Here is a 23,511-nt window from a genome sequence, read left to right on the forward strand (position 1 = left end):
CTTCGCAGAGGGAGAATTTTCGCCAACAAGGAAGGACGAGGGTGAGTTTCATCTATCGGCGCAAAACGCTCATCAGCATGCTCTTCGTAGGACTGACCCTTTTGGGCATTGTCTCCTACAAGCAGCTCCCCATAGAACTCTTGCCCAATGCGGAACTGCCGTTCCTCATTGTCCAGGTCACTGGCCAACTGGACCTTGACCCCTCCTACATGGAGCGGCACGCCATCATCCCGCTGGAAGGGGCCATTGGTTCCTTGCAAGGCGTGGAACGTATCGATTCCTACGCCGAACCGCGCCGAGGGATGATTTTTGTTTACTTTGCCCAAGGGACCAATCTGAAGTATGCGTACCTGCGCCTGCAAGAGAAGGTGGATCTGGTCAAGACCACCCTCGGCGAGGAGTTCAATGTCAACGTGGTGCGCGTGGACGTGGACCAGTTGGCCAACCAGTTCATGGAGCTCCAGGTGCGCGGAGGCGGCGAGGTGGATCGCATCCGCCACTTGGTGGACAATGAGGTGGTGCCAGAGTTGGAGAAGATCGATGGCATCGCTTCGGTGGTAGTCTCAGGCGGCCGGCAAAAATCAGTGGAGATCGTGCTCAATGAGGAAGCCTGCAAGGCACATGGAGTCACGGCAGCGCAGATACGGAACCTCATTCGGCAGAACAGCCGCACTACAACGTTTGTGGGACGCGCTTTTCGGGGCGATAGGCAGTATTTCGTCAATGTTGTTGCCGACTACACGGATGTGCGTGACCTGGAGAATCTGGTAGTCCGCCGCCAGGGGCCGGTGCTCCTGCGCGACGTGGCCCAGGTCTTGGTTGGAGTAAAGGAAGAAACCTCTCTGAGCCGGGTCAACGGCAAAGAGGCCGTCACCGTGCAACTGATTCGGGACGCACAAACGAACCTCATCGCCCTTTCCCATGCCGCCAAAGCGACCGTCGCCCGCCTCAATGATGAGCTGCGGGGGAAGGATTTGGAGATCGTGATCCAGAGCAATGTCGCCGACGACATGGAGAACAACGTCAACCTGATCATCAAATTGGCCTTGGTAGGCGGTTGTCTGGCAGTGGCGGTGCTCTGGCTTTTCTTGCGCAACCTGAGGCTCGTGGCGACCATTGTCTTGGCCATCCCCATCTCGATCTTCACCGCGCTCAATCTGTTCTACGCGTTTGGCATAACTCTCAACAGCTTGACCCTGGTTGGAATGGCCCTGGTGGTGGGCATGCTCTTGGACAACAGCGTAGTTGTGCTGGAGAATGTGTACCGGCATGCAGCCCATCATCGGTCGGCAGACGAAGCGGTAACAAGAGGGACAAAGGAGGTCTGGCGCTCCATTGTCGCCGCCACCCTCACCACTATAGTGGTCTTTCTTCCCTTTGTTTTTTCCAGCAATTTCCTCATCCGACTGTTTGGCCGGCACATAGGGGTATCGGTTGTGTCGACCCTGCTGGTTTCGCTGGTGGTAGCGCTGCTTTTGGTGCCGATGATTACGCACCACTTCCTCAGCCGTGGCAAGGGAGCCGGCCACATAGAGTTTCGCATTGTGTCGCAGAAGAATCGGCTGCTGCAGATCTACACGCTCCTGCTCAAGTCCTGCATGCGCTTTCCTGTGCGCACGATCGGCACCGGATTTGTGCTCTTCGTGGCCGGCGTTGTCATTGCCCTCGCGGTCAGCCTCAACGTCTCCCGCGAAGTGGAAACTGTGGACCTCAATCTCTACTTGACTATGGCCAGCGGCTCGACCCTGGAGGCCACCGATGCGGTGACGCGCGAGCTCGAAAAGCGGATCGAGGACATTCCCGAAAAGCAAGACATCGTGAGCAAGGTATACGAGGAAGAGGCGGTGGTCACCGTAAGGCTGCGCAAAGACTACCAGAAGGTCAAAAACCGCTCCGTGGCCCAGGTCAAGAGCGACATCCAGGAACGCATCAGAGACTTTCGCCTGGCGGAGGTGAGTTTTGAGCAGCCACGCGCAAGCAGGCGGTTCCGGGGCGGCGGCGGCCGCGTCAATCCAGGCGCCTCCTTCGAGCGGATGCTCGGCATGGGCACGCAGACGGAATCCATCGTGATCAAAGGAACCGACTTTGCTCGCATGCGCAATGTTGCTGAAGACGTGCGCTACTACCTGCAGAACCTCGAGTCGGTGCAGTCCGTGCGCGTGAATGTCTCCGAGAATCGACCGGAGCTGCATCTGGTCTTGGACAAGGCGTTACTCAGCGAGTATGACGTCACGCCGGCCACGGTGGCGGCGGAGCTGATGGGGTTTCAGCGCGAATTCACCTCAGGGCTGCAGTTCAAACAAGGCACCGATGAGTATGAGATCGTCATTCGCGGCACGGAGCAAGAGCAGGAAAAGACCATCGACGATTTGCGGCACCTGCGGGTACCTTCTCAATCCGGTGGAACCTACGAGCTGCAGCAATTAGGCCGCATTGTCTACGCCACCGGACTGGCAACCATCAATCGCGTCAACCAAGAGAAGCAGATTGAGGTCACCTACCAGTTTCTACCAGAGATCAATTCTTCCAAGACGCTGCGCGACGGGGCACGGGCAGAAGTGGCCGATGTGCTGGGCAACCTCACAATACCCCCGGGCATTGCCGTGGAGATGGTCCAGCCGGAGTCGGAACTGCGAGAGTTCTATTACCTCATCGGGGCAGCCGTGGTGCTCATCTACATGATTCTTGCCGCGGTGTTCGAATCGCTGTGGCTCCCCCTGGTTGTGCTCTTTTCCATCCCATTTGCGGCAATCGGTTCATTCTTTGCGCTCATCGTCACCGGCAATTCGCTCCTCAATGCCAATACGCTGACTGGCTTCCTCATCCTGTTCGGCATCGTGGTCAATAACGGCATCATTCTGATTGACTACACGCGCATCCTGCGCAGTCGCGGTTTTCGACGTTCGCGCGCGCTGCTAGTGGCAGGGCAGGCCCGTGTCCGGCCCATCCTCATCACGACCATCACCACCATCGTGGGCATGTTCCCCTTGGCCATGGGCAAGGCAGAGTACGTTACCCACATCGGAGCGCCGTTTGCCATCACGGTCATCGGCGGTCTGGCCATGAGCACCCTGCTGACCCTGGTGTTCATCCCCACCGTGTACGCCGGGCTGGAGACATTGCTGCATTGGCTTGCTGGCCTCGATTGGCGGATCAAGGTAGGGCAAGGGATAGCACTGCTTCTTGGCGGTTGGCTCATCTATGGCTCCGTGGACAGCGCGTTCTGGATCTGCATCGACGCGTTAGTGTTGCTCATGCTGATCCCCGCCGTGACCTACTTCCTGATGAGCACCCTAAGGCGGGCAAAGAGCGAGCTTATTCCCGCCGAGGCCCCCATTGTTATTCGCCTCCAGAACCTGGTGAAAGTCTACGACCAGGAGATGCGTTTTGTACGGGAATGGAAAAAAGGTAAGATCATCAGAGAGAAGGCGGGGCTCCATCGGCGGTTTACCTCCCTGCGCGACTTTGACCAGTTCGTCTGGCAGCTGCCTCTGCTTGGCTTCTTGATCTACTTTGTCTATTTCTATTTGCGCAGCGCGTTCTGGTACGTACCGTTATCAGTGTTGCTCTACTTCTATGTGCTCATGCTGTTGGGGCCGGCGTCAGTCTACCTACGACATCACTTCCGCCGGTCTCCAAGGCCTGTCCTGCGCCACTTGGGCGACTACCTTAGGACGTTTTGGCTATGGGCCTTTCCTTTCTCGACCTTGCTTCTGTTCCAAGTGCGGTGGAAGCAGATCGGGGTGGTGGCCGTCGCGGGCGTACTGTGGTATGTGGCACTGGGCATCCACACTCTCTCGCGGCGTCTGTATGAAAAACGGGTCAATATCGCCCGCATTAGCGGGCGCTTTGCCGGCATGCGACGTGCACTCTACCGCCTGGTGCTGGCCATCCCCATCATCGGCAAAAAGAAACAGGCATTCCGCGCCCTGGACCAGGTCTCATTGGAGATTGGCAGTGGTATGTTCGGCCTGCTCGGTCCCAACGGCGCCGGCAAGACGACCATGATGCGCATCATCTGTGGCGTGCTCAATCAGAGCCATGGTAAGGTGTGGATCAACGGAATAGACGCCAGCCAGAAACGCGAGGAGCTCCAGGGGCTCATCGGCTACTTGCCGCAGGAGTTCGGCAGTTATGAGAACATGACCGCCTACGAGTTCTTGGACTATCAGGCCATTTTGAAGAACATCTTGGATCCTCAGGAGCGGCGGCGCCGCGTGGAATACGTACTAGACGCCGTGCACATGAGCGAGCACCGAGATGAAAAGATCGGCTCTTTTTCCGGGGGGATGAAGCAGCGTATGGGCATTGCGCAGACCCTTCTTCACCTGCCGCGCATCCTGGTGGTGGATGAACCCACGGCAGGCTTGGATCCCAGGGAGCGCATCCGTTTCCGCAACCTTTTGGTGGAGCTGAGCAAGGAAAGAGTGGTCATCTTCTCCACCCACATCATCGAGGACATTTCCAGCTCCTGCAACCGCGTGGCCGTATTGCACCGGGGCAAGCTCCGCTATTTGGGCGAACCACAAGAGATGGCCCGCCTGGCCGAGGGGCATGTGTGGCAGGCATACGTTTCGGTGGAGGAATTCGACGCCCTGCGTCGACAGCTTCTGATCGTGCATCACATGCGCGATGGGGCGCGCATCAGGGTGCGCTGCGTAGCACCGACTGCCCCCACCGCCGATGCCATCCCGGTGCGTCCCTCCCTGGAGGATGCCTACCTGTGGCTTTTGCGCCAGGACGGACAGCTTCCCTCTGCCGGCGCGCCCCAAACAGCCGAAAAGGTAAGGTGATGCGGCTATGAATCTCCGTGCCAAACTGAACACATATGGCGACGTCACTCTGCGGTTGATTCGCTACAATCTCAAGATCATCTTCGCCAACAAGTTCTTCTACTTTCTGCTGGCGGCGCTGGCGTTTTTCGCTATCGTCACCATCATCAATGTCTTCTCTGAGAATCCTCCCACTGAAGCCACCGTCTACTACCTCTTGCTGCTGCCTGGCCTCTTGGTGATCTTCTACCCAACTGTGTTCGGCATCCAGAGCGACGTGGATGCGCGGATGATAGAGATCATCTTCGGCATCCCCAATTATCGCTACAAGGTATGGCTAGTGCGGCTCCTGCTGGTGGCCGTGGTGGTGGCGGTGGTGCTGGTGGTGCTGAGCATTGTGAGCAGCCTCGCCCTGGTTCATGTGCGGGTTCCAGAAATGGTGTACCAGCTGATGCATCCGGTCTTTTTCTTGGGCGCCTTGGCCTTCATGGTCTCCACTCTGGTGCGCAACGGCAACGGCACCGCGGTGGTGATGGTGGTCGTCGGCCTCGGCTTTTGGATCGCTGGCGGCATGTTGCGCACGAGCCGATGGAACCTCTTTCTTAATCCGTTTCAAACGCCCAGCAACCTTAACGAGGCCATCTGGGCGAGTGTCGTGGCGAACAACCGCCTCTACATGCTCATAGGGATGACGGCGGCAATACTGTTTGGCTTGCTCAACTTGCAGAAGCGGGAAAAGTTCATTTCATGAGGCAGAACCTGAGCTGGTGGCGGGCAGCCAGCGAGTTATTCTACTACAAAGCAAGGAGGCTACGCTATGGAAGGACAAACTTGGCGACGAGCTGTAGTAGCTCTGGCCTGCGTGGGCTTTGCGGTCGCCCTGGCCAGAGCCGGTGACAGCTATACCCTGCGTTACAAGGCGAAGCCCGGCAAGGTGCTCCGCTATGAGCGACAGGAGACGGTCACGCGCGAGATGGAGCGCGGCGGACAATCCATGCAAACCAGCTCCCAGCGCAGGCTGGAGTGTGAATTGCGGGCCGAAAGTGCTGACACCATCCTGTGCTTCACAATGACAGTGCGCAAGATTCAGGGTAGTATGCAGGGCATGCGTGGCACCAGAAGCATGGACATGAAGGAGCTTGAAGGGAAGCGCCTGCGCTGGTGCATCGATCAGCTCGGCAAAGAAAGGGAGTTCACCCCCATCGACGAGCTGCCCGGGCCGGGCAGAGAGGGCGAACGCGGGCCACGCATGGGTATGGGAATGATGGGGCCGCCCGAACGGCTCTTGCGCCTCACCTTCTTGGCCCTGCCGCGAAAGCCAGTGCAAGTGGGCGATAGCTGGACGGTCACGTACACAGATTCCACATCCCCTGGCAGGGGAGGACCCTTCATGCGTCGGGAAATTGAGAAGGGCTCCACCACTTACACCGTGCTCGAAGAGAAGAAAAAGAACGGCTTCAAATGCCTCCACATCAAGACCGAAACCACCTACAGCCGGGAGGGCTATGGCAGCGGCCGCGGCGGCGAGATGAGCTCCGAAGGAGACGGTAAGGTTGTGGGCGACGCCTGGTTTGCCTACGATGATGGCCTGCTGGTGGAATACACGACGCAAGACAGTTTCGAGGGAACTACCGCCTTCTCCGGCGGACAGATGAGCGGTACCTCGGCAGTGAGCTCCGATACCAAGGTAACCCTTAAGCTCTTGAAGTGAGTCCCCTGATCCACTGCTGCAAAGGCCCCGGCAAGACTGTTCTCCGGGGCCTTTCTGTTGCGGGCTTAACCTTTCCCGCGAGCCGTGTGCCAGCTTTAGGACGGCTGCCGCCTCCTGGGAGGGGAAAAGAGCGAATCGGGAAGGTCCACGTTGAATTCCACTTTCTCGGTGATGATGATGTTGTCCAGTTCCCCTCCAAGCCTCGTTTCTTTGTAGTGTTCGACCATAACACCATCCACAGGCCGAAAGTCGTCCAGGTAGCTCTCCGAACGGAGCAGAGTCCCGCGGCGCAGGACTTCATCGTCCCAGCGCCTCTCCAGGAATGTCTCCTTGTCCAAATAGACCCGCAGCACGTCCCCATTGGCCAGAGAGACCTCCACCACATGCGTCTTTGCGCCCTTGACATAGGCTTCTCCCGCCAAGCGCAGGCGGTGGCCCTTCTTGCGGTAGTCGACCAGCGGGCCGTCAAAGTCGGCAAGTTCGATCAGGTCCTTGGCCTGGGAAGGCTCGATCAACAGGGGTTCATCTCCTGCCAACACTGGGTTCATCACCCAGGCGGCCTGGCCATCAAAGGCTGCAAGCATCACCCCCCCAGCATAGGGATAGCTGAGGCGCACCCGATTGGGCCGCTTCGCAAGGAGCTCAAACGGCATTCGCTCCTCGCCTTGCACAATCGTGCCGGTGATGCGCTTCGTCGTAATGGACTTGAGCCTGTCGTACCCTCCGCGTGCCGCAATGTGTTTGTCCACAATGCGTTCCACGTTGGATGAACAGGAAAGCAGGGCGACAGCCAAGCCACAAGACATCAGAGCTGTGCAGAGTTTCATGATCACCCTTTCTGAGCATAAAGCCGACCCAGCGAAGTGCTTTATCCCCTCAACTCCCAAGTTTTGCACGTGCCCCGGCCCAGGCATCAACTTCGCAGATACGATGCTCCATTGACATCCACGATGGCGCCCGTGAGGTATTCGTTTCCTGGAGCCGCAAGGAAGAGCACCGCACGAGCCACCTCTTCCGGAAATGCCACCCGCCCAAAAGGGATTTGCCTGCGGATCTCCTCGCCCTCTGGTCCCTCCAGTCGCCCAGCCGTCGCCTCTGTGGCCACAAAGCCGGGGGCGACCACAGCTATGTAGATGTTGTGACGAGCTAAGGCCACAGCCAGCGATTGGCTCATTGCGTTGAGCCCCGCCTTTGCAGCGCCGTAGGCCGGCCTCTCCGGCTCCCCTCGGAATGCGCCTCGCGAAGAGACATTGACGATTCGCCCTCCGCCCTGTTTGAGCATCTGCTGCACGGCCCAATAGGTGACCTGGGTGGCGCTCATCAGGTTCGCAGCCAGGGTACGGTGCCAAGCTTGCAGCCACTCCTCATAGGAAAGCTCCGTGATGCGATGCGGTGGTCCAGCACCTCCCACGTTGTTGACCAGGACGTCCAGGCGGCCAAAGCGATCCACCACCTCTTTTACCAGAAGGCGCGCCCCATCGGGCTGGGCCACGTCCGCCTGCACAAGAAGGTGAGGTCCACCGGGAAGGCGCGCCAGAACCTCGTCTGCCGCCGCGCGATTGACCCGAAAGTTGACTGCCACCCGTGCTCCTGCCTCGGCAAAGGCGATGCAAATCGCACGCCCAATCCCCCGTGCCCCTCCAGTCACTAACACGCACTTGCCAGCAAAGTCCATACTGGCTATCTCCCTTTCTCGTTACCTCATGCGCGTTGGGCAGCAGCGTCCAGTTCTCGCGCCTGGGTGAGTAGGTAGTGCACGTGAAGCACGCCAACGGCCAGCACCGTCACCAGACCCATGAAGGCAAAGCGCCCAATCTGTGGCTGCACCAGCAGCAGCCAGTCGTAAGTGCCATGGTAGCCTATCGCCCAGGCCAGACCGGTCGCCAAACCGAGGTTCCTTCTGCGCCGCGTTGCGGCAAAGTGAGAAAGCCCCACGTAATAGCCCATTAGGGCGGAGGCAATGGCATGCATGGGCACCGCCGTGAAGGCACGCGCCACCGCCACTTTTAGGCCCGCGTCGACCACGAAGATGATATTCTCAAGACAGGCAAACCCCAAGCTGGCGACCACCGTGTAAACGATGCCATCCATCACCTCATCAAACGCACGACGCCGGTAGCAGCACACCATGACCACCAACAGTTTCAAGCCCTCCTCGCACAAGGCCACCACCACAAAGGCTTCCACTGCACGACGCATCAGCGGCACGGCGATGCGCTCGGCGAGCAGCGAAGAAAAAAGTGCCTCCAGGAGGCCTGCCGGAATTATTGCGACGAAGCCCCAGACAAACGCGAGGAACACCAAGCCCTTGGGTTCCGGGCGGCGCCGGTCCTGCGCGTAGAAATAGGCAACCAGGTACAGTGCAGGGCCCGCCGCCATGGCGAACGAGATTACAAAATGCATGCAAGGCTCACCGCTTAGGCGCGGGACTGGCGCAAAGGTGGTCCTGGCTGCTTGCCAGGCGTTCAGCCTTGGTCCAGAAGCCTCTTCTGACCAGAAAGGGCCTGAATCTCGGTGATGTTCTGAGTAGCCTCAAGGCAGCCAAGGTAGTTCCCCTGCTCATCGCGCAGCGCATAGTACTCGATGAGGATCTTTTGTGGACGCTCCTTTCCTTCCAGGTGCAGGTCGATCCAAAACCGCGCTTTGTCCCGCGTCCCGGCTTTCATTTCCGCCAGTATCTTTTCAACCAGGTCCAGGCTCTTCTTGGGGTGACAGTTGCGCACGTCCTTGCCGATGGTGCCCAGCGGCCGTCGAAAGATACGCGTAGCATGTTTGTTCCATGCCACCACCTTGTCGTCTTTGTCCACAATGGAGAACTCGATGGGGATGGTTTCCAAGAGGGCCGCAAGCATTTCATCGCTGAGGGTACCGATCATTGCCATTTCCTCCTCTGCTCTACTCGATAAGCACCTCTGCCCGCGCGGTATTCTCGTTGACCTGCACAAGAACCGACCCATGGCTAGGCGCGGCACGGTCCTCACCGGCTCCATCCGCATGCGGGCACCAGCAACCGCACCTCGGTCGCGCCCCCCATGACGCATGCCCTCGTTCTCTGCGAAGCAGCGCCCGAAGATGAGCACCGGGGGGAAGACTAACATGCCTCTCCTGCCCCCTGCGGTTACGACCAATCGCCCGGCACCTTGGTTGCGCCTGCCACCGCAATGCCGCTGGTCGCTGCCGACAGAAGGCAAATCGCGTTTATCGGTGTGTGCGGTACCGGGCTTTCCCCTAGCCGCGGCGGGAAACAGGCATCCTACTTTCCGCCTCGCGAGGGCAAGGCACGTGCGAGCTTCTGATCCCTGCGCGGCCGGACCTGGTCTCATGGCCTGGTGCGAGTGCACCTTCGGGCCCCCCGCGGGTTGATATTTACGCAAAAATGGCCACAAAAGCAAGCCCTTTGTGGCAGGGGAGAGAATCGGGATACGGTGATGTGCAGATGCAGGCAAAAGAAGGATGCCCAACACCTCGAGCAGCAATGTGAGTACAAGCGCCAGGAAGCCCCCCTGGCCCACGTCCCGAAAGAACCCTCCCAACCCAACCCTCCCCAAACCCCGCGGACGCGAAAATTCACCCGCCGCACTTACACGACCGAGAGCCTCGCGCCAGCGAGCCGCTGGAATCAAAGGCCAAAAACCTCTGTCCTGCCGGGAATAATCTGCACCCGCGCCTTAGTGGTCGCTGCCTGTGCGCCACCGTAGCACGGCAGCCCTCAAACGGGCAAAGAGTTTAGAGTTCGCGGCAGTTATACCCAACCGCTTACTCGTAGTGCAGCAGAGACCATGGGTCCACGAGTTGCAGGTGAAGGCCCCAGTCACCACCCACCTGCTCCACCTTCACCAGAATCGTGTTCACACCGGGTCGGAGGCGCACCACGACGAGGTCTTGTGCCGGCGCGGCTGCCCGGTGTACGTGCTCCTTGTGCACAAGCTCGTTGTTCACCCACACGGCTACGCCGTCGTCACTGCCCAGAAGGAGGAGAGCTTCCCCTTCCCGTTCGGCATCGACTTCTGCCAGCGCATATGCTACCGCGTTCTCCTTGACCTCAAAGCACGCAGTCAGGTCCAGGAAGCCTTCGCGGCTGGTTTGAGCCCGTTGCCAGGCCACGGCTCCTCCGAGACCGTCTTCGTAGGAGGCACGTCGAAGACCCGCGTTCTCCGGTCCAAAGGGGCGGTCCAAACCGGTGTCGTCGCGGTTGTCAAATGGACCCGCCACCCGCCATCTAGTCACGAACCGGCAGGAAAGGGCGGGAAAGTGAGCGCTGGTGGCCCATGCCCTGGCCAGCTCCTTGCGCCGTGCCAGCGATGCAGAGCGCGCCTCTGAAAGGTAGCTGTCCCAGGCGGAAAGGTCGCCGAGCCCGAAAAGGAATGGTTGCCGCATTTTCTGTGCATCCTGGGGGGATGCCTGCACTACGGCCCGTACTAGAGGGAGGAGCCTCGGTGTGTCCGAACCCGCCAAGCTCACCACTTGGGGCAGCATGCCCGCGAGCGAGGGGTCGGTGGGAGACGCTTCGGCGCGCTTGACAAAGGTCTCCACAGCCACTCGATTCACCTCAATGGGACCAAACGCGGGCAAGGCCATGTCGAGTTCATCGGTAATGGTGCAATGGGGGTCAAGGCCCCAGCCGTACCACAGGTAGGCCTCCGGGGGCGGCGCCTGGCGGAGATACAGATCGATGTACGGCTCCTGTGCTGACACCTCCACCTTGTAGATGAGCCGCAGATCCTCCCCTTGGGCAGTGCGAATGGAAAAACCTGCCGGCGGGACTGGAGTGCATAGTCGACCGTTTACTCCAGCAAAGGCCAAGCGGTAACAAGGGTAGCGAAACGGCACGATGGAAATATCGGCAAGTTGCGGCCCCGGTTGGATTTCGTGGTGTCCAAACAAGTCGCGGAGGACCAGGAGAGCCAACCTTCGACCCAAGCGTTTGTGGCCGGCAGTGCTGATGTGGATGGGGTCATCGAGCGGCAAATCAATGCTGGCAACCATGCCAGCGCGGTCCAGTTCTGCTGCGCATAGGCGCTGTTGTTCGCGGATCACGTTCCAGTAGTGATTCTCGTTTGCGGTGACGTATCTACCCAACTGGACGTAGTAAAACGGCAGATGGGGATCCCCGAAGTCACGGCGTACCGCGGCAACAAAGTTCAGAAATCGCTCCCGGAACACCTGGGCAGCAGTCTGGTTGGCATCCGATTCTCCTTGGTACCAGAGCACACCGCGCACCTTGCCCCCTACTGCTTTGAATCGACGGTACATGGAGCCATAGAGTGAGGCGCCGCCCAGGTCACGTTTGGCAGGGTCCCACTGTTCCATGGAGGTGCCGCCGTGCGCGCACGGCACGAGGCCGATAGGTACCCCGGTGCGAGCCACCAGTTCTTTGGCGAAGGGCAAGGCCAGCCCAGCGCCTGTTTGCCGGGTGCGCTTGGCAGCCAGTCGCGCCCTGGCAAGTTCCTCCGGCGATCGCCCACCCTGATGCACCGGATCTGGCGAATCCAAGAGCCAGTGAAGCGGCTCGGCAGCTATGCCCCATCTTTCATCCATGCCATAGCTATTGACCAGGACGCTGGGCTCCTCGGCCTGGCGTAGGTCCCCAACTCCCTCCATGTTCGACTGGCCGGCCAGGACCCACAGGTCCCCCACCAGCACATGACGCACCTGCCTCTCTGCGACCACTTTTCCGCCCGCATCAACCACCCGCAGCTCCACCACGTAGGGCCCGCCGGTAGGAACGCCCAGCAGGGTTCCCTCCACATGGCCCCGCCGGCAGGTCCCGACCTGCCCCCAGTCGGACACTGGTGCACCAGTGTGCTGCGCAACCAACCGGGCTGTCACGCGCCCAGTCACCTTGTCACCGACGGTGCCGGCGAAGGTGATGGCAGCGCACCCGTTTTCGTCGCGCTGAAAAACCTGATAGTCCGTCAGCCCCGAGTCAAGCTTGAGGTAGCCCCCCGAAGGGGCGGCACCGTAGGCCACCCCCACCATCAAGGCCAGCGCAATTGCTCTTGTCATGGCAGGGTCACTCCTGTGCAAGTCCGTTCTCTTATGTGATTCCCTCTTTGACCACCTGGTTCCTGCGCAGACATTCCCCTCAGGGCACCACTTCTACCCCTGCGCCTGGCAACACCTCACCCACCTGCCAGTATGCCTGGCCCATGTGGTCGCATTTTTGGGCGAACAGTTCGGCCCGGGCCGGAGGCAGGGCGATGAGTAATCCTCCGGAAGTCTCTGGGGTAAAAAGCAGAAGCCGCTGTTCGTCTGTGATCTCTGGAGCGAAGGTGACCAGCGCCTGGTAGTGGTCGCGGTTGCGACAGGAGCCGCCGGGAAACAGCCACTCGTCCGCATAGCGCAGGGCGCCATCCACGAGGGGTAGTCGGCCGAAGAAAAAGCGCAGCCGTACATCGCTCTTCTCGGCCATTTCGCAGGCATGACCCAGGAGCGCGAAGCCGGTCACGTCCGTGCATGCATGCGCTCCGAATTCCACCGCCAGGCGAGCGGCGGGACCATTCAATTGCTTCATCTCCGCCACGGCCTGGGCGAGGTCGGCGGGGTCGGCTACGTCGCCTTTGGCCGCCGTGGCGACCATGCCGACACCCAGACGCTTGGTGAGAAACAGGAGATCTCCTGGCTGTGCCCCAGCTTTGGTGAGCAGGTGTGCGGGATGTGCACGACCCATCACCGCCAGGCCGTACTTTGGCTCCTTGTCGTCCACGGTGTGTCCGCCGGCGATGGCACCCCCTGCCTCCGCCACCTTGTCGACTCCCCCGCGCAGGATCTCGCCCACCACGTCCAGGGGCAAGTCGGGCGGGAAGCAGCACACATTGAGGGCCAGCACTACCTCACCGCCCATGGCGTACACGTCACTCATGGCATTAGCCGCGGCAATGGCCCCATAGTCGTAAGGGTCATCCACAATGGGTGTGAAATAGTCCACCGTGAGGATGAGGGCGAGGTCCGGGGCCGCCTGGTACACGGCCGCGTCGTCCCCAGCCTCCAGTCCCACCAGTATCTGCGGATAATCCGCTCGCTTGAAACGCTCCTGCAGTGGGCGCAGCACCTGCGCCAGGGTCTGTGGACCCGTCTTTGCCGCTCAGCCCGCCGCTGCAGTGAGCGAGGTCAGCCGCACCTTGGTCTGTGCCACCGAAAACATCTCCTTTCACAGGGTGACGACCCGTCCCGCCCCGAGCAGTGTCTCGGCGATGGTGTACATGTTAGAGATCTCCCCGACCGCCACCTTCTCCTTTAAGCCAAAGTGCGCAAGGCAAGTGCCGCAGGCAATTATCTGCACACCTTGCCCATGCAAAGCGCGCAGATCATCAACCAGTGGCGACCCCTGCACCACCAAGCGCACACCAGTGTTGAAAAAAATTATGGTCTGCGGCCGGGGTTCGACCTCGTTGAGCGTGTGGAAAAAGCTGCGGATGAGGACCTCGCCCAGTTCCGAGTCACCATGTCCCATCCGGTCCTGAGACACGACCAGCACGAGTGGACCTCCGCCTGCCACACTCGCAGAAGCCGGGTGTTCACTCTCCTGGGGCGCAAGCTTGTGGAGGTGCAGATAAATGCCGTCAGCCCGTGTCTCCTGGCGCACCGTGCAGCCGGCCTTTTCCGCCATGCGCGTCACGTTCTGGCGGGAGGTGTCGTTATCGACGATGACCACAACCTCGTTGCTTTCTTGCAGCGCTTTTCTGGCCAGGATGACAGGCTGTGGACAGGCCAAGCCCCGCGCATCAACCACGTTACGCATGCGCTCCTCCGAGATTACCATCTTCCAAATTGCGCAACCCGCGGACCACGACCCCCTCCTGGTCCAGAATCTCCAGGGCCCTGCTCGCGTCCCGGCGCAGCACGCGCACACAGACGCCGCAGTCGGAACTGAGCCAGCGAGGCACTGGGATCACCTTGCAAGGCATCCCCTCCGCCTTGAGCAGCGCCTCGGCACGCAGTGCATGGGAGGCCGAGGCCACCAGAACTATGGCGTAGTCCCTCACCGGCCTCGCTCCTTGGCCAACTGACGAACGGCGCGCAACGCCGCATCCACCTGCCTCTGCGTGCACAGTGCGCTCAAGCTGAAACGAACCCCGCCATGAGGGAAGGTGCCAATAGTGCGGTGGGCACTGGGCGCGCAATGGAGCCCTGTGCGACACATGATGCCGAACTCGCGGTCCAGACGCTCGCCCACGACACCCGGATCGCAGCCCTCGATGTTGAAGAGCACCACCGGCAGGCGCTGGGCTACGTCCTGGGTGCCATAAACGACGACGCCAGGTATTTCCCGCAGACCCTCCAGCAAGCGGGCGGTCAAGGCCATTTCCTGCTCGCGGATAGCCTCCACGGTACGAGAGCGCACCCAGTGCACCCCTGCAGCAAGCCCCGCCAGCCCGACCACGTTGACAGTGCCGCTCTCAAACTTATCCGGCAAGAACTCCGGCTGCACCTCCTCCTCGGAACGGCTGCCCGTCCCCCCCTGGATGAGCGCCCCGAATTCATCTACGGGTACCTGGGGCCCGATCACTAACCCTCCTGTCCCCGTGGGCCCGAACAGGGCTTTGTGGCCGGTAAAGGCCAGGAGGTCAACCGGCGCCCGTCGCAAATCGATAGGGAGCGCCCCCGCACTTTGCGCCGCATCCACAAGCAAAAGCACCTTTCGCCTCCTGGCCACCTCCGCCAGTCCCTCCACCGAAAGCAACGTGCCCACCACGTTCGAGGCATGGGTGGCTACGATTAGCCGCGTACGAGCGGTGAGGGTTTGTTCCAGCTCAAAAAGCTGCAGCTCCCCGGTAGGCGAGCATGGGACCACTGTGAGCTCAACTCCGCGCTGCTCCAGCGTGCGCAGCGGGCGCATCACCGAATTGTGCTCCATGCTGGTGCAGACAACGTGGTCACCTGGCCGCAGCAAGCCGTGCAAGGCAAAGTTGAGTGCGGTGGTCCCGTTGGCGCAGAACACCACGCGCAGGGGATCTTCACAGCCCACTAACTCTGCAATTTCCTCGCGGGCCCGGTAGACCACGCGCGCCGCCACCAGCGAAAGCCGATGCCCAGAGCGACCCGGGTTCGCTCCTACCCCCTCCATGAAGCGAACCATCGCGCGCTGCACCACCTTGGGCTTCGGCCAGGAGGTAGCGGCATTGTCAAAGTAGATCAGCCTCTGCACCATTGCCTCCGGCAAGGTCTCTACGTGCCATTCTCCGGCTCACGACGGGACAACCTTCTCCTTGGCTGGTGCCACGACGCGGGCTCGTCTCCCGAGTCGACCCAAAGGTGAGGCAACGTCAGCATGCTGGCTAACGTGACGCTGGTCGGATTGTAGCAAACTCTGGTCAGACTATCAAGCGGATTTTCATCCAGGTCGGAGTCCTCAACGGTAGCGCCCGTAAGTGAGGGCCGTCTGATACATTGCTAGCACATTCTCGGTAGGGGTGTCGTCCTGCAGTTGGTGCGCGGGAGCAAAGCAGTACCCACCACCGGGCATCATCACCTCCAGCACGTGGCGACAGTAGGCGCCCACCTCCTGCACCGAGGCCTTGGTGAGGGGGGTGCCGGTGGAGATGGCCCCGTGGAAGGCGAGGCTTTGACCAAAGTGCGCCTTCAGGTACTCCGGTGCCATATCCTTTGCTTCGGGTTGCAGGGTGTCCACAGCAGTGATGCCCATCTCAATGAAATCAGGGAAGGCCCAGCTGCTGGAACCACACGAATGGATCATCACCGGCAGGTTGAAGGAGCGCGCCAGGTCGACGAAGCGCTGGAGGCGTGGGCGGATTTGTCTGCGGAAAAGATCCGCGCTGATGAGGGGACCGTTTTGGCCGCCCAAGTCCTCTCCGATCCACACAAAGTCCACGAGGCCCTTGCCGGCCTCAAGGGTGCGACGGGTGACCTCCAACTGGATCTCGAGGCGGCGATCGATGAGGAGCATACCTGCTGGGTCATTGGTGGCCAGATCGACCAGGGCTTGTTCCATACCCCGCAGCATGGTGGTGCTGTTAATAATGTCCCCCAGACCCGGACCTCCCACGTAGAGGCAAAAGTCCTTGTGCGCCCGGCACTGGGGCAGCACCTGGGAGTAGTCATAATCGTCCGGTGAAGGCATCGGCCATCGGGCCACTTCCTCTTCTGAGGCCGTGCACAAGGGGAAATCGCAAAAGTCCCAGTACCCGCCTGCGGGGTGTTCCACCCACCGGGTGTGCGTGCCCCATTCAGGGTCAACGCGCCGCTCCGGAATCTCGGGATGTAACCTGGGCCCGATGTACGGGGCCCAGACCCACTGAAAGTCCACGCCCAGCGCGGCGCGCAGGTGGGGCCAGTCATGTGCCTCAAGGCCAAAGTGCTCCATCAGCCGTTTCTGGAGGCCGGGATTGGCTGCATAGTTGATGGGCACGCGATCAGGTTCTTGGTGGGCGAGAGCGGTGAGGACTCGCTCCTTCGAGGTCATAGTCCTGGCCACGGTGGTCTCCGCGTTCAAGCGGCCATTCCGGTGGCGGCGCGCGCCATGGCCAGCACGTTGCGAGGCGGCACGTTAGGAAGGAGAGCCTCGTGGCTTGGACTAACCACGAGGCAGGGGCCGAGGACCCGCTGCAAGCGGTGGACCTCCGCTACCACCTCGGCCGGCGAGCCGTGCACAAGCAAATCTTGGGTATCCACACCGCCCAAGAAGGCAATCTTTCCCTTCACGGTAGCGCTCAGGGTGTCGGCATCCATGTGTGCGGCACGCGCCTGGAGGGGATGGAGTGCGTCAATGCCCAAACCCACGAAGCGTCCCAGCAGCTTAAAGACGGAGCCACAGGAGTGCAGAATCACCTGATAGCCAAAGGCTTTTGCCTGCTCCACCAGCTCCCGCATATAGGGGAGCACGAACTCGTCGAACTGCTCCGGCGAAAGGAGCAGGTCCCGCTGCGAACCGAAGTCGTTGCCAAAGAAAAAGCCGTCGATCAACTCTCCGGCCCGGGCGTACAGTCGACGATTTGCCTCAAGGTAAAAGTCCACCACCCGCCGCGTCACCGCATGCACCACCTCCGGGTGGGTGTACATCTTGACAAAGTAGTTTTCCATGCCGAAGAATGCGGCGACGTCGTGAAAGAACGGGCACCAGAACCCGCTGGCGCGATAGACTTCGCCCGCCTGTTCCAAAGCCCTTAGCCACTCGTCGAAAACGAGCAACTCAGGGTCGGGCCAGGGAAAATCGGCCACTTGCCTAGGGTCTTCGCAGTCTGCCAACACGCCTGCGGCGCCGAGAGCGCGGTCGCGTGGCCGCGTGTCGAAGATTGGCCTCCCCTCAGGGTGGCGATAGCAGCTGTACTGGAAGCAGATCCAGCGAAAATCGTCCCCCAACAGCCGCCGCAAGCTCTCTTCCTCCTGACAGCCGAAAGCACGCAGGTAAATGGGCCAGGTATCTTCGTGGGGCTTGCCCAGCCAAAAGCCGGTGCGATCGGCCTGCTGCCTGGCAAAGATGGTCTTGACCCGTTCGCGAGATGTCATCGGCAGGCTGTTGGACATGCGCCGCGGGAGCACTGAGTCCGATCGCGGAGAAGCCGCTTACGGCACGTCCACCTCGGCGGGAAGCTCGTCGGTGCTTAGCAGCGCCGCCTGGTCCAGGGCGCGCCGGTCCCCTCCACGACCCTCAAGATCGAGGATGCCTTCAATTTGGTGCAGATTGATGAACTCATGACATGCCTGAATGAGCTCCGGCGCCGTGAGCTGGTCCGGGCCCACCACCGTCACCACCTTGCCCATGGCGCACAAGTGGTTCACCAGAGCCACAAAGTCGCCATCTCCGGTGATCAGCACGATCTCATCCAGGCGGGGCGCCTGGGTGAGAATCTCCACGGCCATCTCCATGTCCATGCTTGCCTTGGCTGTGCCGTCGGGAAGGCGCTTGATAGGCTTGGCCACCACGCGATAGCCAATGAGACCGAGAAGATTGAAAAAGTCGCGCTGCCTATTGTTGTCGGGATCGAAGCAGGTGAATGCGGTAAAGGTGGTTATTGCGTGGTCCCGCGAGAAATAGTCGCGCAAAACGCGGAAGTTGATCTTGCCCTGCTGGAACCTCGTCTTGGTGGTCATGTAGATGTTTTGGATGTCGATAAAGACGCCTATTCGCTTCATATGCCTCCACGTCCCAAGTTCCCCCCACCATGTGCGTCTCTGCCGGTACCCTCCCTACCTTTGTTCTACTGCCCCACTGCCATTTGTGCCTGAAACCGGTCCACCCCCCCCACGCCCTCCCCACCTGAAGATACACCCTCGCTTCCTTACATTTTCTGGGAAAAGCAGGGTTAGCGCGCAAAGTCGCCGATCTTCGGCTGCACCAATCGGGCAAAGTCCTTATAGGCGAGCCTGATCAGCTGCGTGTGGGAGCCCGCGTTGAAAGCGATCTCCGCATCCTCGCTGAGTGCCCTGGCGGCGTAAACCTCCATGCCATAGAGATTACCAAAAGGTGGCATGGCGCCCACTTCGCACTCAGGGAAGAGCTCCTTAAACTCCCGCTCGCTGGCCAGCTCCACTTTTCCCGCACCAGCCAGCTCCTTCAGCCGATCAAAATCAATACGCTGGGAAGCTGGCAACACCGCCAACGCCATCTTGCCGTCAAGTTTGACCACCACAGTCTTGGCGAGCTCCTTGCCAGGCACGTGCGCTGCCGCGGCAATCTCCTGCGCCGTGTAGGCAGTTGAGTGATTGATGGTGGTATACTTGACCTTGTGGCGGTCCAAGAACTCTTTGAGCGCTTTGACTGGCATGCAACCCTCCTCGGCGACCTTCCGTCGCCCTTGGTGGTTAACCCACGCGGAGGTGCAGTGCGCGCTGTTCCCCATTGTGTGTTTTGTTGTGGCGTCGCAGGCGCAGCCCAACGGGCAGCTCCTACTATTGCACGCTGTGTAATTTTAGCAAAAACCGGGGAGATAATCAAGGAGAATATGCGGACATGGCGTTCTTCGCGACCCGCCTGCCTCTTGGTGGGGCGCCCGCACAAAAGCCACTCTCTTCGGAAGCTGTCGCGAGGTCAGCCGTTTCTCGTTCAGCCCTTGCAGCCCCTAAAGATTTTGGAGGCTCCGGACCCCACTTTCTTCCACCGCCGGCCGCTCGTGTCAATAGGCAGCTACTCCCTGCTGCTTTCAGGCTCGGAAATGACATTAGGGCAAAAAAGAGCTTGACTCTTAAGGCTTTTTTTCTTATGATTTAGTACAATCCACCGGGCGGGGGTAGGTGTGTTGGCGTGATACCAGTAACCCAATTCATGAAAGGGGTCGTGTCATGGCATCACGAGGCGTGAACAAGGTAATTTTGATCGGCCACCTGGGAGGTGACCCCGAGCTCCGCTACACCCCCAGTGGGGCAGCGGTAGCCAACTTGCGCCTGGCCACCAATGAAGTGTGGAAGGACAACGAAGGAAACACCCAGGAACGGACGGAGTGGCACCGGGTGGTCCTCTGGCGCAAGCTGGCAGAGATCGCCGGACAGTACCTGAAGAAAGGCATGCAGGTGTACGTGGAGGGGCGACTGCAGACCCGGTCGTGGGAGGACAAGGACGGTGTGAAGCGCTACTCCACCGACATCGTCGCGACGAACATGCAGATTCTGGGCAGGAGGGAGGCAGAGGCTGCGCCTGAATTGCCCCCCACTGACGTCGCCGATGTCGCACCTCCACCACCCGAAGGGGATGACCTCCCATTTTGAGGCACTGCGAACAGGCGATCGGCTTCCGTAAAGCCTGCATGTTTGGGTGGATAATGAGAATCCGGGATCAGTCGATTCCGGATTCTTTCTATTCAGACCCATGGGAAGAAAGGCCACCGTTGTGGGAGTGACAACAGAAATAGCAGATCAGTTGATTGCCCGTGCCGTCGAGGCAAAAAGACAGGCGGCAGTGCCTTACTCCGGCTTTCGCGTCGGGGCTGCACTCCTGGCCGGTGATGGCTCGATTAACACCGGGTGCAACGTGGAATCAAGCAGCTATGGCCTCACGCTCTGCGCGGAGCGGGTGGCCTTGGGCAAGGCGATCTCCGAGGGGAAACGGGACTTTGTGGCCATAGCTATCGTCACGGACTCAGAGGAACTTTGCCCGCCCTGTGGTGCGTGCAGGCAGCTCCTGTGGGACTATGCGCCTGACCTTGAGATCATCCTTGCCACGCCCTCCGGAGCACGCAAGCACTACAGGCTGCGCGAGCTCTTTCCGGAGGCCTTTGATGATCACTTCTTGGGGGACAAGTAACAGATGACTGCCCGCACGCAGAGACCCGTCGTGGTGGCAATCGCCGGTGGGTCGGGATCAGGGAAGAGCTATCTTGCCCAGCGCCTCATGGAGCGGCTGGGGAGACAGCGCTGCGTGCTGATTGAGCAGGATTCTTACTACGCCGACCTCAGTGCCTTGCCACTGGCGGAACGTGCACGGCGCAACTTTGACCACCCCGATGCACTGGATTTCGACCTGTTGGTCCAGCACTTGAGGCAGCTCATCAACGGCAGGAGCATCGCCAAGCCGGTGTATGACTTTGCCCAGCACACGCGACGGCCGGAAACGGTTATGGTGGCACCGGCGGAGGTAATCATCGTGGAGGGGATTCTGGTGCTCCACGATGCGCGGGTGCGCCGATTGTGTGACCTCTGCGTGTTTGTCGACGCGCCGGTGGAGGTGCGCCTGCAACGGCGCCTGGCCCGCGATGTGGCCGAGCGAGGGCGCACGGCAGAGTCGGTGCACAGGCAGTTCACCGAATCGGTACTCCCCATGCATAATGAATTTGTGGAGCCGTCACGGCACTTCGCCGACATGGTGCTCAGCGGCTGCGGTGACGAACAGGGACTTTCTGCCCTGGAGCAACGCATCCGGGAGGAGTTAGGGAGAACACAACCTTCGGCAAGTAAGGAGTAGCAGCTATGCTCACAATTGCCCCGCGCAACGTCGGGTGGATTGAGGTAATCTGCGGACCCATGTTTAGTGGCAAGACGGAGGAGCTGATCCGCCGCATCCGCAGGGCACAGATCGCTCGCCAGCGCATCGCCATCTTCAAGCCGCGCATCGATAGCCGCTATTCGAGCGATCACATCGTATCCCACGATGAGCAGCGTATCCCCTCCACGGCGGTTTCCACGGCCGGAGAAATTCTGGAAAAGTCCGCTCGCGCGCAGGTCGTAGGCATTGACGAAGCTCAATTTTTCGACGAGGAGCTAGTGCAGGTGTGCGAAACCCTGGCCGCACAGGGAAAACGAGTAATCGTGGCTGGGCTGGACCAGGACTACCGCGGCAAGCCGTTCGAGCCCATCCCGCAGCTGCTGGCCGTGGCTGAATACATCACCAAGACCTTGGCGATCTGCGTCAAGTGCGGCAACCCGGCCAACCGCACGCAGCGGATCACCCAGGCGAAGGAACGGGTCCTGGTGGGCGCCGAGGACGTGTACGAGGCGCGCTGCCGCCACTGCTTCGAACCTCCCCAAGAAGAGTGAGGCATCGGGTATGCGCTGGATCGGCATATTGGGGTTGGCAGTACTGCTGGGGATCGGCGTGATCTTGTCGCAAGATCGCCGACGCATACGGCTTCGGGTGGTCACTTGGGGCATAGCCCTGCAAGTTCTGTTCGCCGTCATCATCCTCAGCCAAAACGCCCTAAGCTGGGTGGGCATGTACATCTTCCTCCTTTTGATCCTCCTTTATGTGTTCACCGACACAACCCTCAGTCCCGGCCAGTGGGCGAAGGCGGCCGGGCCTGCCGCACTGATTGCCCTCGGCGCAGGTGCTGGCGTGGCCATTGCCTTCTTGCTGGACAGAGTGCATGTGGCCCTTCCTCTGATTGGCGCCCTGGTGGTTGCGGGCATTGCTTTCCATGCAGGCAAGCGCCAGCAGTATGTGCGCTACGTGAGCGGCAGCGCGCTGACGTTGAGCCTCGGGGTACTCATTAGTCGCGGCGTCTATGGGCGGGCTGTCATGCAAGCACTCGCCGACCAGGTGGCCAAGTTCCTCAAACTCAGCGACCTAGGGGCGACTTTTCTGTTTGGCAACTTGGCCAAAGCGGAATTCTTCGACCAGTTCGGCGTGCAGTTTGCGTTTTCGGTTCTCCCTACAATCATCTTTTTCTCGGCGGTGATGGCTATTCTTTACTACCTGGGCGTCATGCAGGCGGTGGTAGTGATGATGGCCCGCTTCATGCGTTGGACCATGGGCACCTCCGGGGCAGAAACGCTGTCCTGCTCTGCCAACGTCTTTGTGGGACAGACGGAGGCGCCGCTTTTGATCCGCCCCTTTCTGGAGCGCCTCACGATTTCTGAGCTCCACGCGGTCATGGTGGGGGGCTTCGCCACTATCGCCGGCGGTGTGATGGCAGGGTACATCCGCATGGGTATCGATGCCGGCTATCTGATCACCGCAAGCGTCATGTCCGCCCCGGCGGCCCTGGTGATGGCCAAAATCTTTCTTCCGGAAACGCAACATTCTGTGACGGCTGGAGATGTGCGTCTGCCGCCCATCCCCAAAGGCGACAACTTGTTGGACGCGGCGGCCCGCGGGGTGACCGACGGCCTGAAGCTAGCCGCCAATGTGGGCGCCATGCTCATCGCCTTCATCGCACTGATCGGGCTGGTGGACGTGATCCTCGCTTTTGGCGATAAGATGGTTGACGGCCGCTTGCTGCGCGGCATCTATGACGTGCAGCGGGGTGAGTTTCGCGGCTTCTTCCCGGGCAGTTTGCGCACGCTCTTCGGCGCGCTCTTCGCCCCTTTGGCCTTCCTCATGGGGGTGCCGTGGAAAGACGCCGCAGCGGTCGGCAATCTGTTGGGCATCAAGGTGTCCGCCAACGAATTTGTCGCTTATGTGGAGTTGAGCAAGTACGTGGCAGCTGGCCACCTCTCGCCGAAAGCGGTCGTGATTGCCACCTATGCCCTGTGCGGTTTTGCAAACTTTTCTTCCATCGGCATCCAAATCGGTGGCATTGGCGCATTGGCCCCCAGCCGACGTGCCGAGCTAGCCAAAGCGGGTCTGCGGGCCATGGTGGCTGGAGCACTGGCCTCCTGGATGACGGCAACCATTGCTGGAGTCCTTTTTGAGCCATAAAT

Annotated in this window: 20 protein-coding genes and 1 pseudogene; 8 read left to right on the forward strand and 13 right to left on the reverse strand. The window is 60.4% G+C overall.

The genetic code is table 11. From position 1 onward, the window contains the following. Positions 1 to 41: 41 nt before the first annotated feature. The 3 genes from ONB25_00615 to ONB25_00625 all read left to right on the forward strand — a co-directional run bounded on the left by ONB25_00615 (position 42) and on the right by ONB25_00625 (position 6,483). Entirely contained in the window at positions 42 to 4,793 is a 4,752-nt protein-coding gene (locus tag ONB25_00615; protein ID MDZ7391391.1) for an efflux RND transporter permease subunit, read from the forward strand. Between the two features lie 7 nt (positions 4,794 to 4,800). Continuing rightward, positions 4,801 to 5,523 carry a hypothetical protein gene (locus tag ONB25_00620; GenBank protein ID MDZ7391392.1) on the forward strand — a complete coding sequence of 241 codons (723 nt, stop codon included), beginning with the start codon at positions 4,801 to 4,803 and terminating at the stop codon, positions 5,521 to 5,523. A 66-nt stretch (positions 5,524 to 5,589) separates the two neighbouring features. Beyond that, positions 5,590 to 6,483 carry a hypothetical protein gene (locus tag ONB25_00625; protein MDZ7391393.1) on the forward strand — a complete coding sequence of 298 codons (894 nt, stop codon included), beginning with the start codon at positions 5,590 to 5,592 and terminating at the stop codon, positions 6,481 to 6,483. A gap of 95 nt (positions 6,484 to 6,578) precedes the next feature. Here the strand turns inward: ONB25_00625 and ONB25_00630 are convergent, their stop codons facing one another. The 13 genes from ONB25_00630 to ONB25_00690 form a co-directional block, all read right to left on the reverse strand. Further along, the gene (locus ONB25_00630; protein MDZ7391394.1) at positions 6,579 to 7,310 is read right to left on the reverse strand and encodes a hypothetical protein; all 732 of its coding nucleotides are present in this window, start codon (positions 7,308 to 7,310) and stop codon (positions 6,579 to 6,581) included. A gap of 86 nt (positions 7,311 to 7,396) precedes the next feature. Next, entirely contained in the window at positions 7,397 to 8,158 is a 762-nt protein-coding gene (locus ONB25_00635; GenBank protein ID MDZ7391395.1) for an SDR family oxidoreductase, read from the reverse strand. Between the two features lie 26 nt (positions 8,159 to 8,184). Continuing rightward, entirely contained in the window at positions 8,185 to 8,886 is a 702-nt protein-coding gene (locus ONB25_00640; protein MDZ7391396.1) for a PrsW family glutamic-type intramembrane protease, read from the reverse strand. Between the two features lie 62 nt (positions 8,887 to 8,948). After that, on the reverse strand, positions 8,949 to 9,581 hold the full coding sequence (locus ONB25_00645) for a PAS domain-containing protein (protein ID MDZ7391397.1): 633 nt from the start codon (positions 9,579 to 9,581) through the stop codon (positions 8,949 to 8,951). A 658-nt stretch (positions 9,582 to 10,239) separates the two neighbouring features. After that, positions 10,240 to 12,489, reverse strand: a complete 2,250-nt coding sequence (locus ONB25_00650; GenBank protein ID MDZ7391398.1) for a sialate O-acetylesterase — start codon at positions 12,487 to 12,489, stop codon at positions 10,240 to 10,242. A gap of 79 nt (positions 12,490 to 12,568) precedes the next feature. Beyond that, a complete protein-coding gene (gene selD / locus ONB25_00655) occupies positions 12,569 to 13,627 on the reverse strand; it encodes a selenide, water dikinase SelD (GenBank protein ID MDZ7391399.1) in 1,059 nt (352 codons plus the stop codon). Between the two features lie 6 nt (positions 13,628 to 13,633). Then, positions 13,634 to 14,224, reverse strand: a complete 591-nt coding sequence (gene yedF / locus ONB25_00660) for a sulfurtransferase-like selenium metabolism protein YedF (GenBank protein ID MDZ7391400.1) — start codon at positions 14,222 to 14,224, stop codon at positions 13,634 to 13,636. Then, positions 14,217 to 14,468: a DUF3343 domain-containing protein gene (locus ONB25_00665; GenBank protein MDZ7391401.1), complete on the reverse strand. Its 252-nt coding sequence runs from the start codon at positions 14,466 to 14,468 to the stop codon at positions 14,217 to 14,219. Before ONB25_00665 ends, yedF begins: the two co-directional genes overlap by 8 nt. Then, complete coding sequence (locus tag ONB25_00670; GenBank protein MDZ7391402.1) at positions 14,465 to 15,634, reverse strand: aminotransferase class V-fold PLP-dependent enzyme; 1,170 nt, start codon at positions 15,632 to 15,634, stop codon at positions 14,465 to 14,467. Before ONB25_00670 ends, ONB25_00665 begins: the two co-directional genes overlap by 4 nt. A 201-nt stretch (positions 15,635 to 15,835) precedes the next feature. Further along, on the reverse strand, positions 15,836 to 16,918 hold the full coding sequence (locus tag ONB25_00675; GenBank protein MDZ7391403.1) for a hypothetical protein: 1,083 nt from the start codon (positions 16,916 to 16,918) through the stop codon (positions 15,836 to 15,838). Between the two features lie 14 nt (positions 16,919 to 16,932). Beyond that, a complete protein-coding gene (locus ONB25_00680; protein MDZ7391404.1) occupies positions 16,933 to 17,949 on the reverse strand; it encodes a uroporphyrinogen decarboxylase family protein in 1,017 nt (338 codons plus the stop codon). Positions 17,950 to 18,006: 57 nt separating this feature from the next. Continuing rightward, positions 18,007 to 18,576 (reverse strand): NYN domain-containing protein, encoded by a 570-nt coding sequence (locus ONB25_00685; GenBank protein MDZ7391405.1) that lies wholly within the window; start codon positions 18,574 to 18,576, stop codon positions 18,007 to 18,009. A gap of 170 nt (positions 18,577 to 18,746) precedes the next feature. After that, a complete protein-coding gene (locus ONB25_00690) occupies positions 18,747 to 19,208 on the reverse strand; it encodes a YbaK/EbsC family protein (GenBank protein MDZ7391406.1) in 462 nt (153 codons plus the stop codon). A 514-nt stretch (positions 19,209 to 19,722) separates the two neighbouring features. Between ONB25_00690 and ONB25_00695 the strand changes: the two are divergent. The 5 genes and pseudogenes from ONB25_00695 (at position 19,723) to ONB25_00715 (ending at position 23,509) form a co-directional block, all read left to right on the forward strand. After that, positions 19,723 to 20,061, forward strand: a pseudogene (locus tag ONB25_00695) (single-stranded DNA-binding protein). Between the two features lie 211 nt (positions 20,062 to 20,272). Further along, positions 20,273 to 20,680 (forward strand): cytidine deaminase, encoded by a 408-nt coding sequence (locus ONB25_00700; protein ID MDZ7391407.1) that lies wholly within the window; start codon positions 20,273 to 20,275, stop codon positions 20,678 to 20,680. 3 nt (positions 20,681 to 20,683) lie between these two features. Further along, entirely contained in the window at positions 20,684 to 21,337 is a 654-nt protein-coding gene (udk, locus tag ONB25_00705; protein MDZ7391408.1) for a uridine kinase, read from the forward strand. Between the two features lie 5 nt (positions 21,338 to 21,342). Next, positions 21,343 to 21,909 carry a thymidine kinase gene (locus ONB25_00710; protein MDZ7391409.1) on the forward strand — a complete coding sequence of 189 codons (567 nt, stop codon included), beginning with the start codon at positions 21,343 to 21,345 and terminating at the stop codon, positions 21,907 to 21,909. Positions 21,910 to 21,919: 10 nt separating this feature from the next. Then, a complete protein-coding gene (locus ONB25_00715; protein ID MDZ7391410.1) occupies positions 21,920 to 23,509 on the forward strand; it encodes a NupC/NupG family nucleoside CNT transporter in 1,590 nt (529 codons plus the stop codon). Positions 23,510 to 23,511 lie beyond the last annotated feature (2 nt).

This window comes from candidate division KSB1 bacterium (assembly GCA_034506335.1).
GTDB lineage: Bacteria > Zhuqueibacterota > Zhuqueibacteria > JANLFK01 > Oleimicrobiaceae > Oleimicrobium.

Coding starts and splice junctions, on each gene's coding strand:
- ONB25_00620 (MDZ7391392.1), top strand. CDS start 4,801: ATGAATCTCCGTGCCAAACTGAACACATATGGCGACGTCACTCTGCGG.
- ONB25_00625 (MDZ7391393.1), top strand. CDS start 5,590: ATGGAAGGACAAACTTGGCGACGAGCTGTAGTAGCTCTGGCCTGCGTG.
- ONB25_00630 (MDZ7391394.1), bottom strand. CDS start 7,310: ATGAAACTCTGCACAGCTCTGATGTCTTGTGGCTTGGCTGTCGCCCTG.
- ONB25_00635 (MDZ7391395.1), bottom strand. CDS start 8,158: ATGGACTTTGCTGGCAAGTGCGTGTTAGTGACTGGAGGGGCACGGGGG.
- ONB25_00640 (MDZ7391396.1), bottom strand. CDS start 8,886: ATGCATTTTGTAATCTCGTTCGCCATGGCGGCGGGCCCTGCACTGTAC.
- ONB25_00645 (MDZ7391397.1), bottom strand. CDS start 9,581: ATGTTAGTCTTCCCCCCGGTGCTCATCTTCGGGCGCTGCTTCGCAGAG.
- ONB25_00650 (MDZ7391398.1), bottom strand. CDS start 12,489: ATGACAAGAGCAATTGCGCTGGCCTTGATGGTGGGGGTGGCCTACGGT.
- yedF (MDZ7391400.1), bottom strand. CDS start 14,224: ATGCGTAACGTGGTTGATGCGCGGGGCTTGGCCTGTCCACAGCCTGTC.
- ONB25_00670 (MDZ7391402.1), bottom strand. CDS start 15,634: ATGGTGCAGAGGCTGATCTACTTTGACAATGCCGCTACCTCCTGGCCG.
- ONB25_00680 (MDZ7391404.1), bottom strand. CDS start 17,949: ATGACATCTCGCGAACGGGTCAAGACCATCTTTGCCAGGCAGCAGGCC.
- ONB25_00685 (MDZ7391405.1), bottom strand. CDS start 18,576: ATGAAGCGAATAGGCGTCTTTATCGACATCCAAAACATCTACATGACC.
- ONB25_00690 (MDZ7391406.1), bottom strand. CDS start 19,208: ATGCCAGTCAAAGCGCTCAAAGAGTTCTTGGACCGCCACAAGGTCAAG.
- udk (MDZ7391408.1), top strand. CDS start 20,684: ATGACTGCCCGCACGCAGAGACCCGTCGTGGTGGCAATCGCCGGTGGG.
- ONB25_00710 (MDZ7391409.1), top strand. CDS start 21,343: ATGCTCACAATTGCCCCGCGCAACGTCGGGTGGATTGAGGTAATCTGC.
- ONB25_00715 (MDZ7391410.1), top strand. CDS start 21,920: ATGCGCTGGATCGGCATATTGGGGTTGGCAGTACTGCTGGGGATCGGC.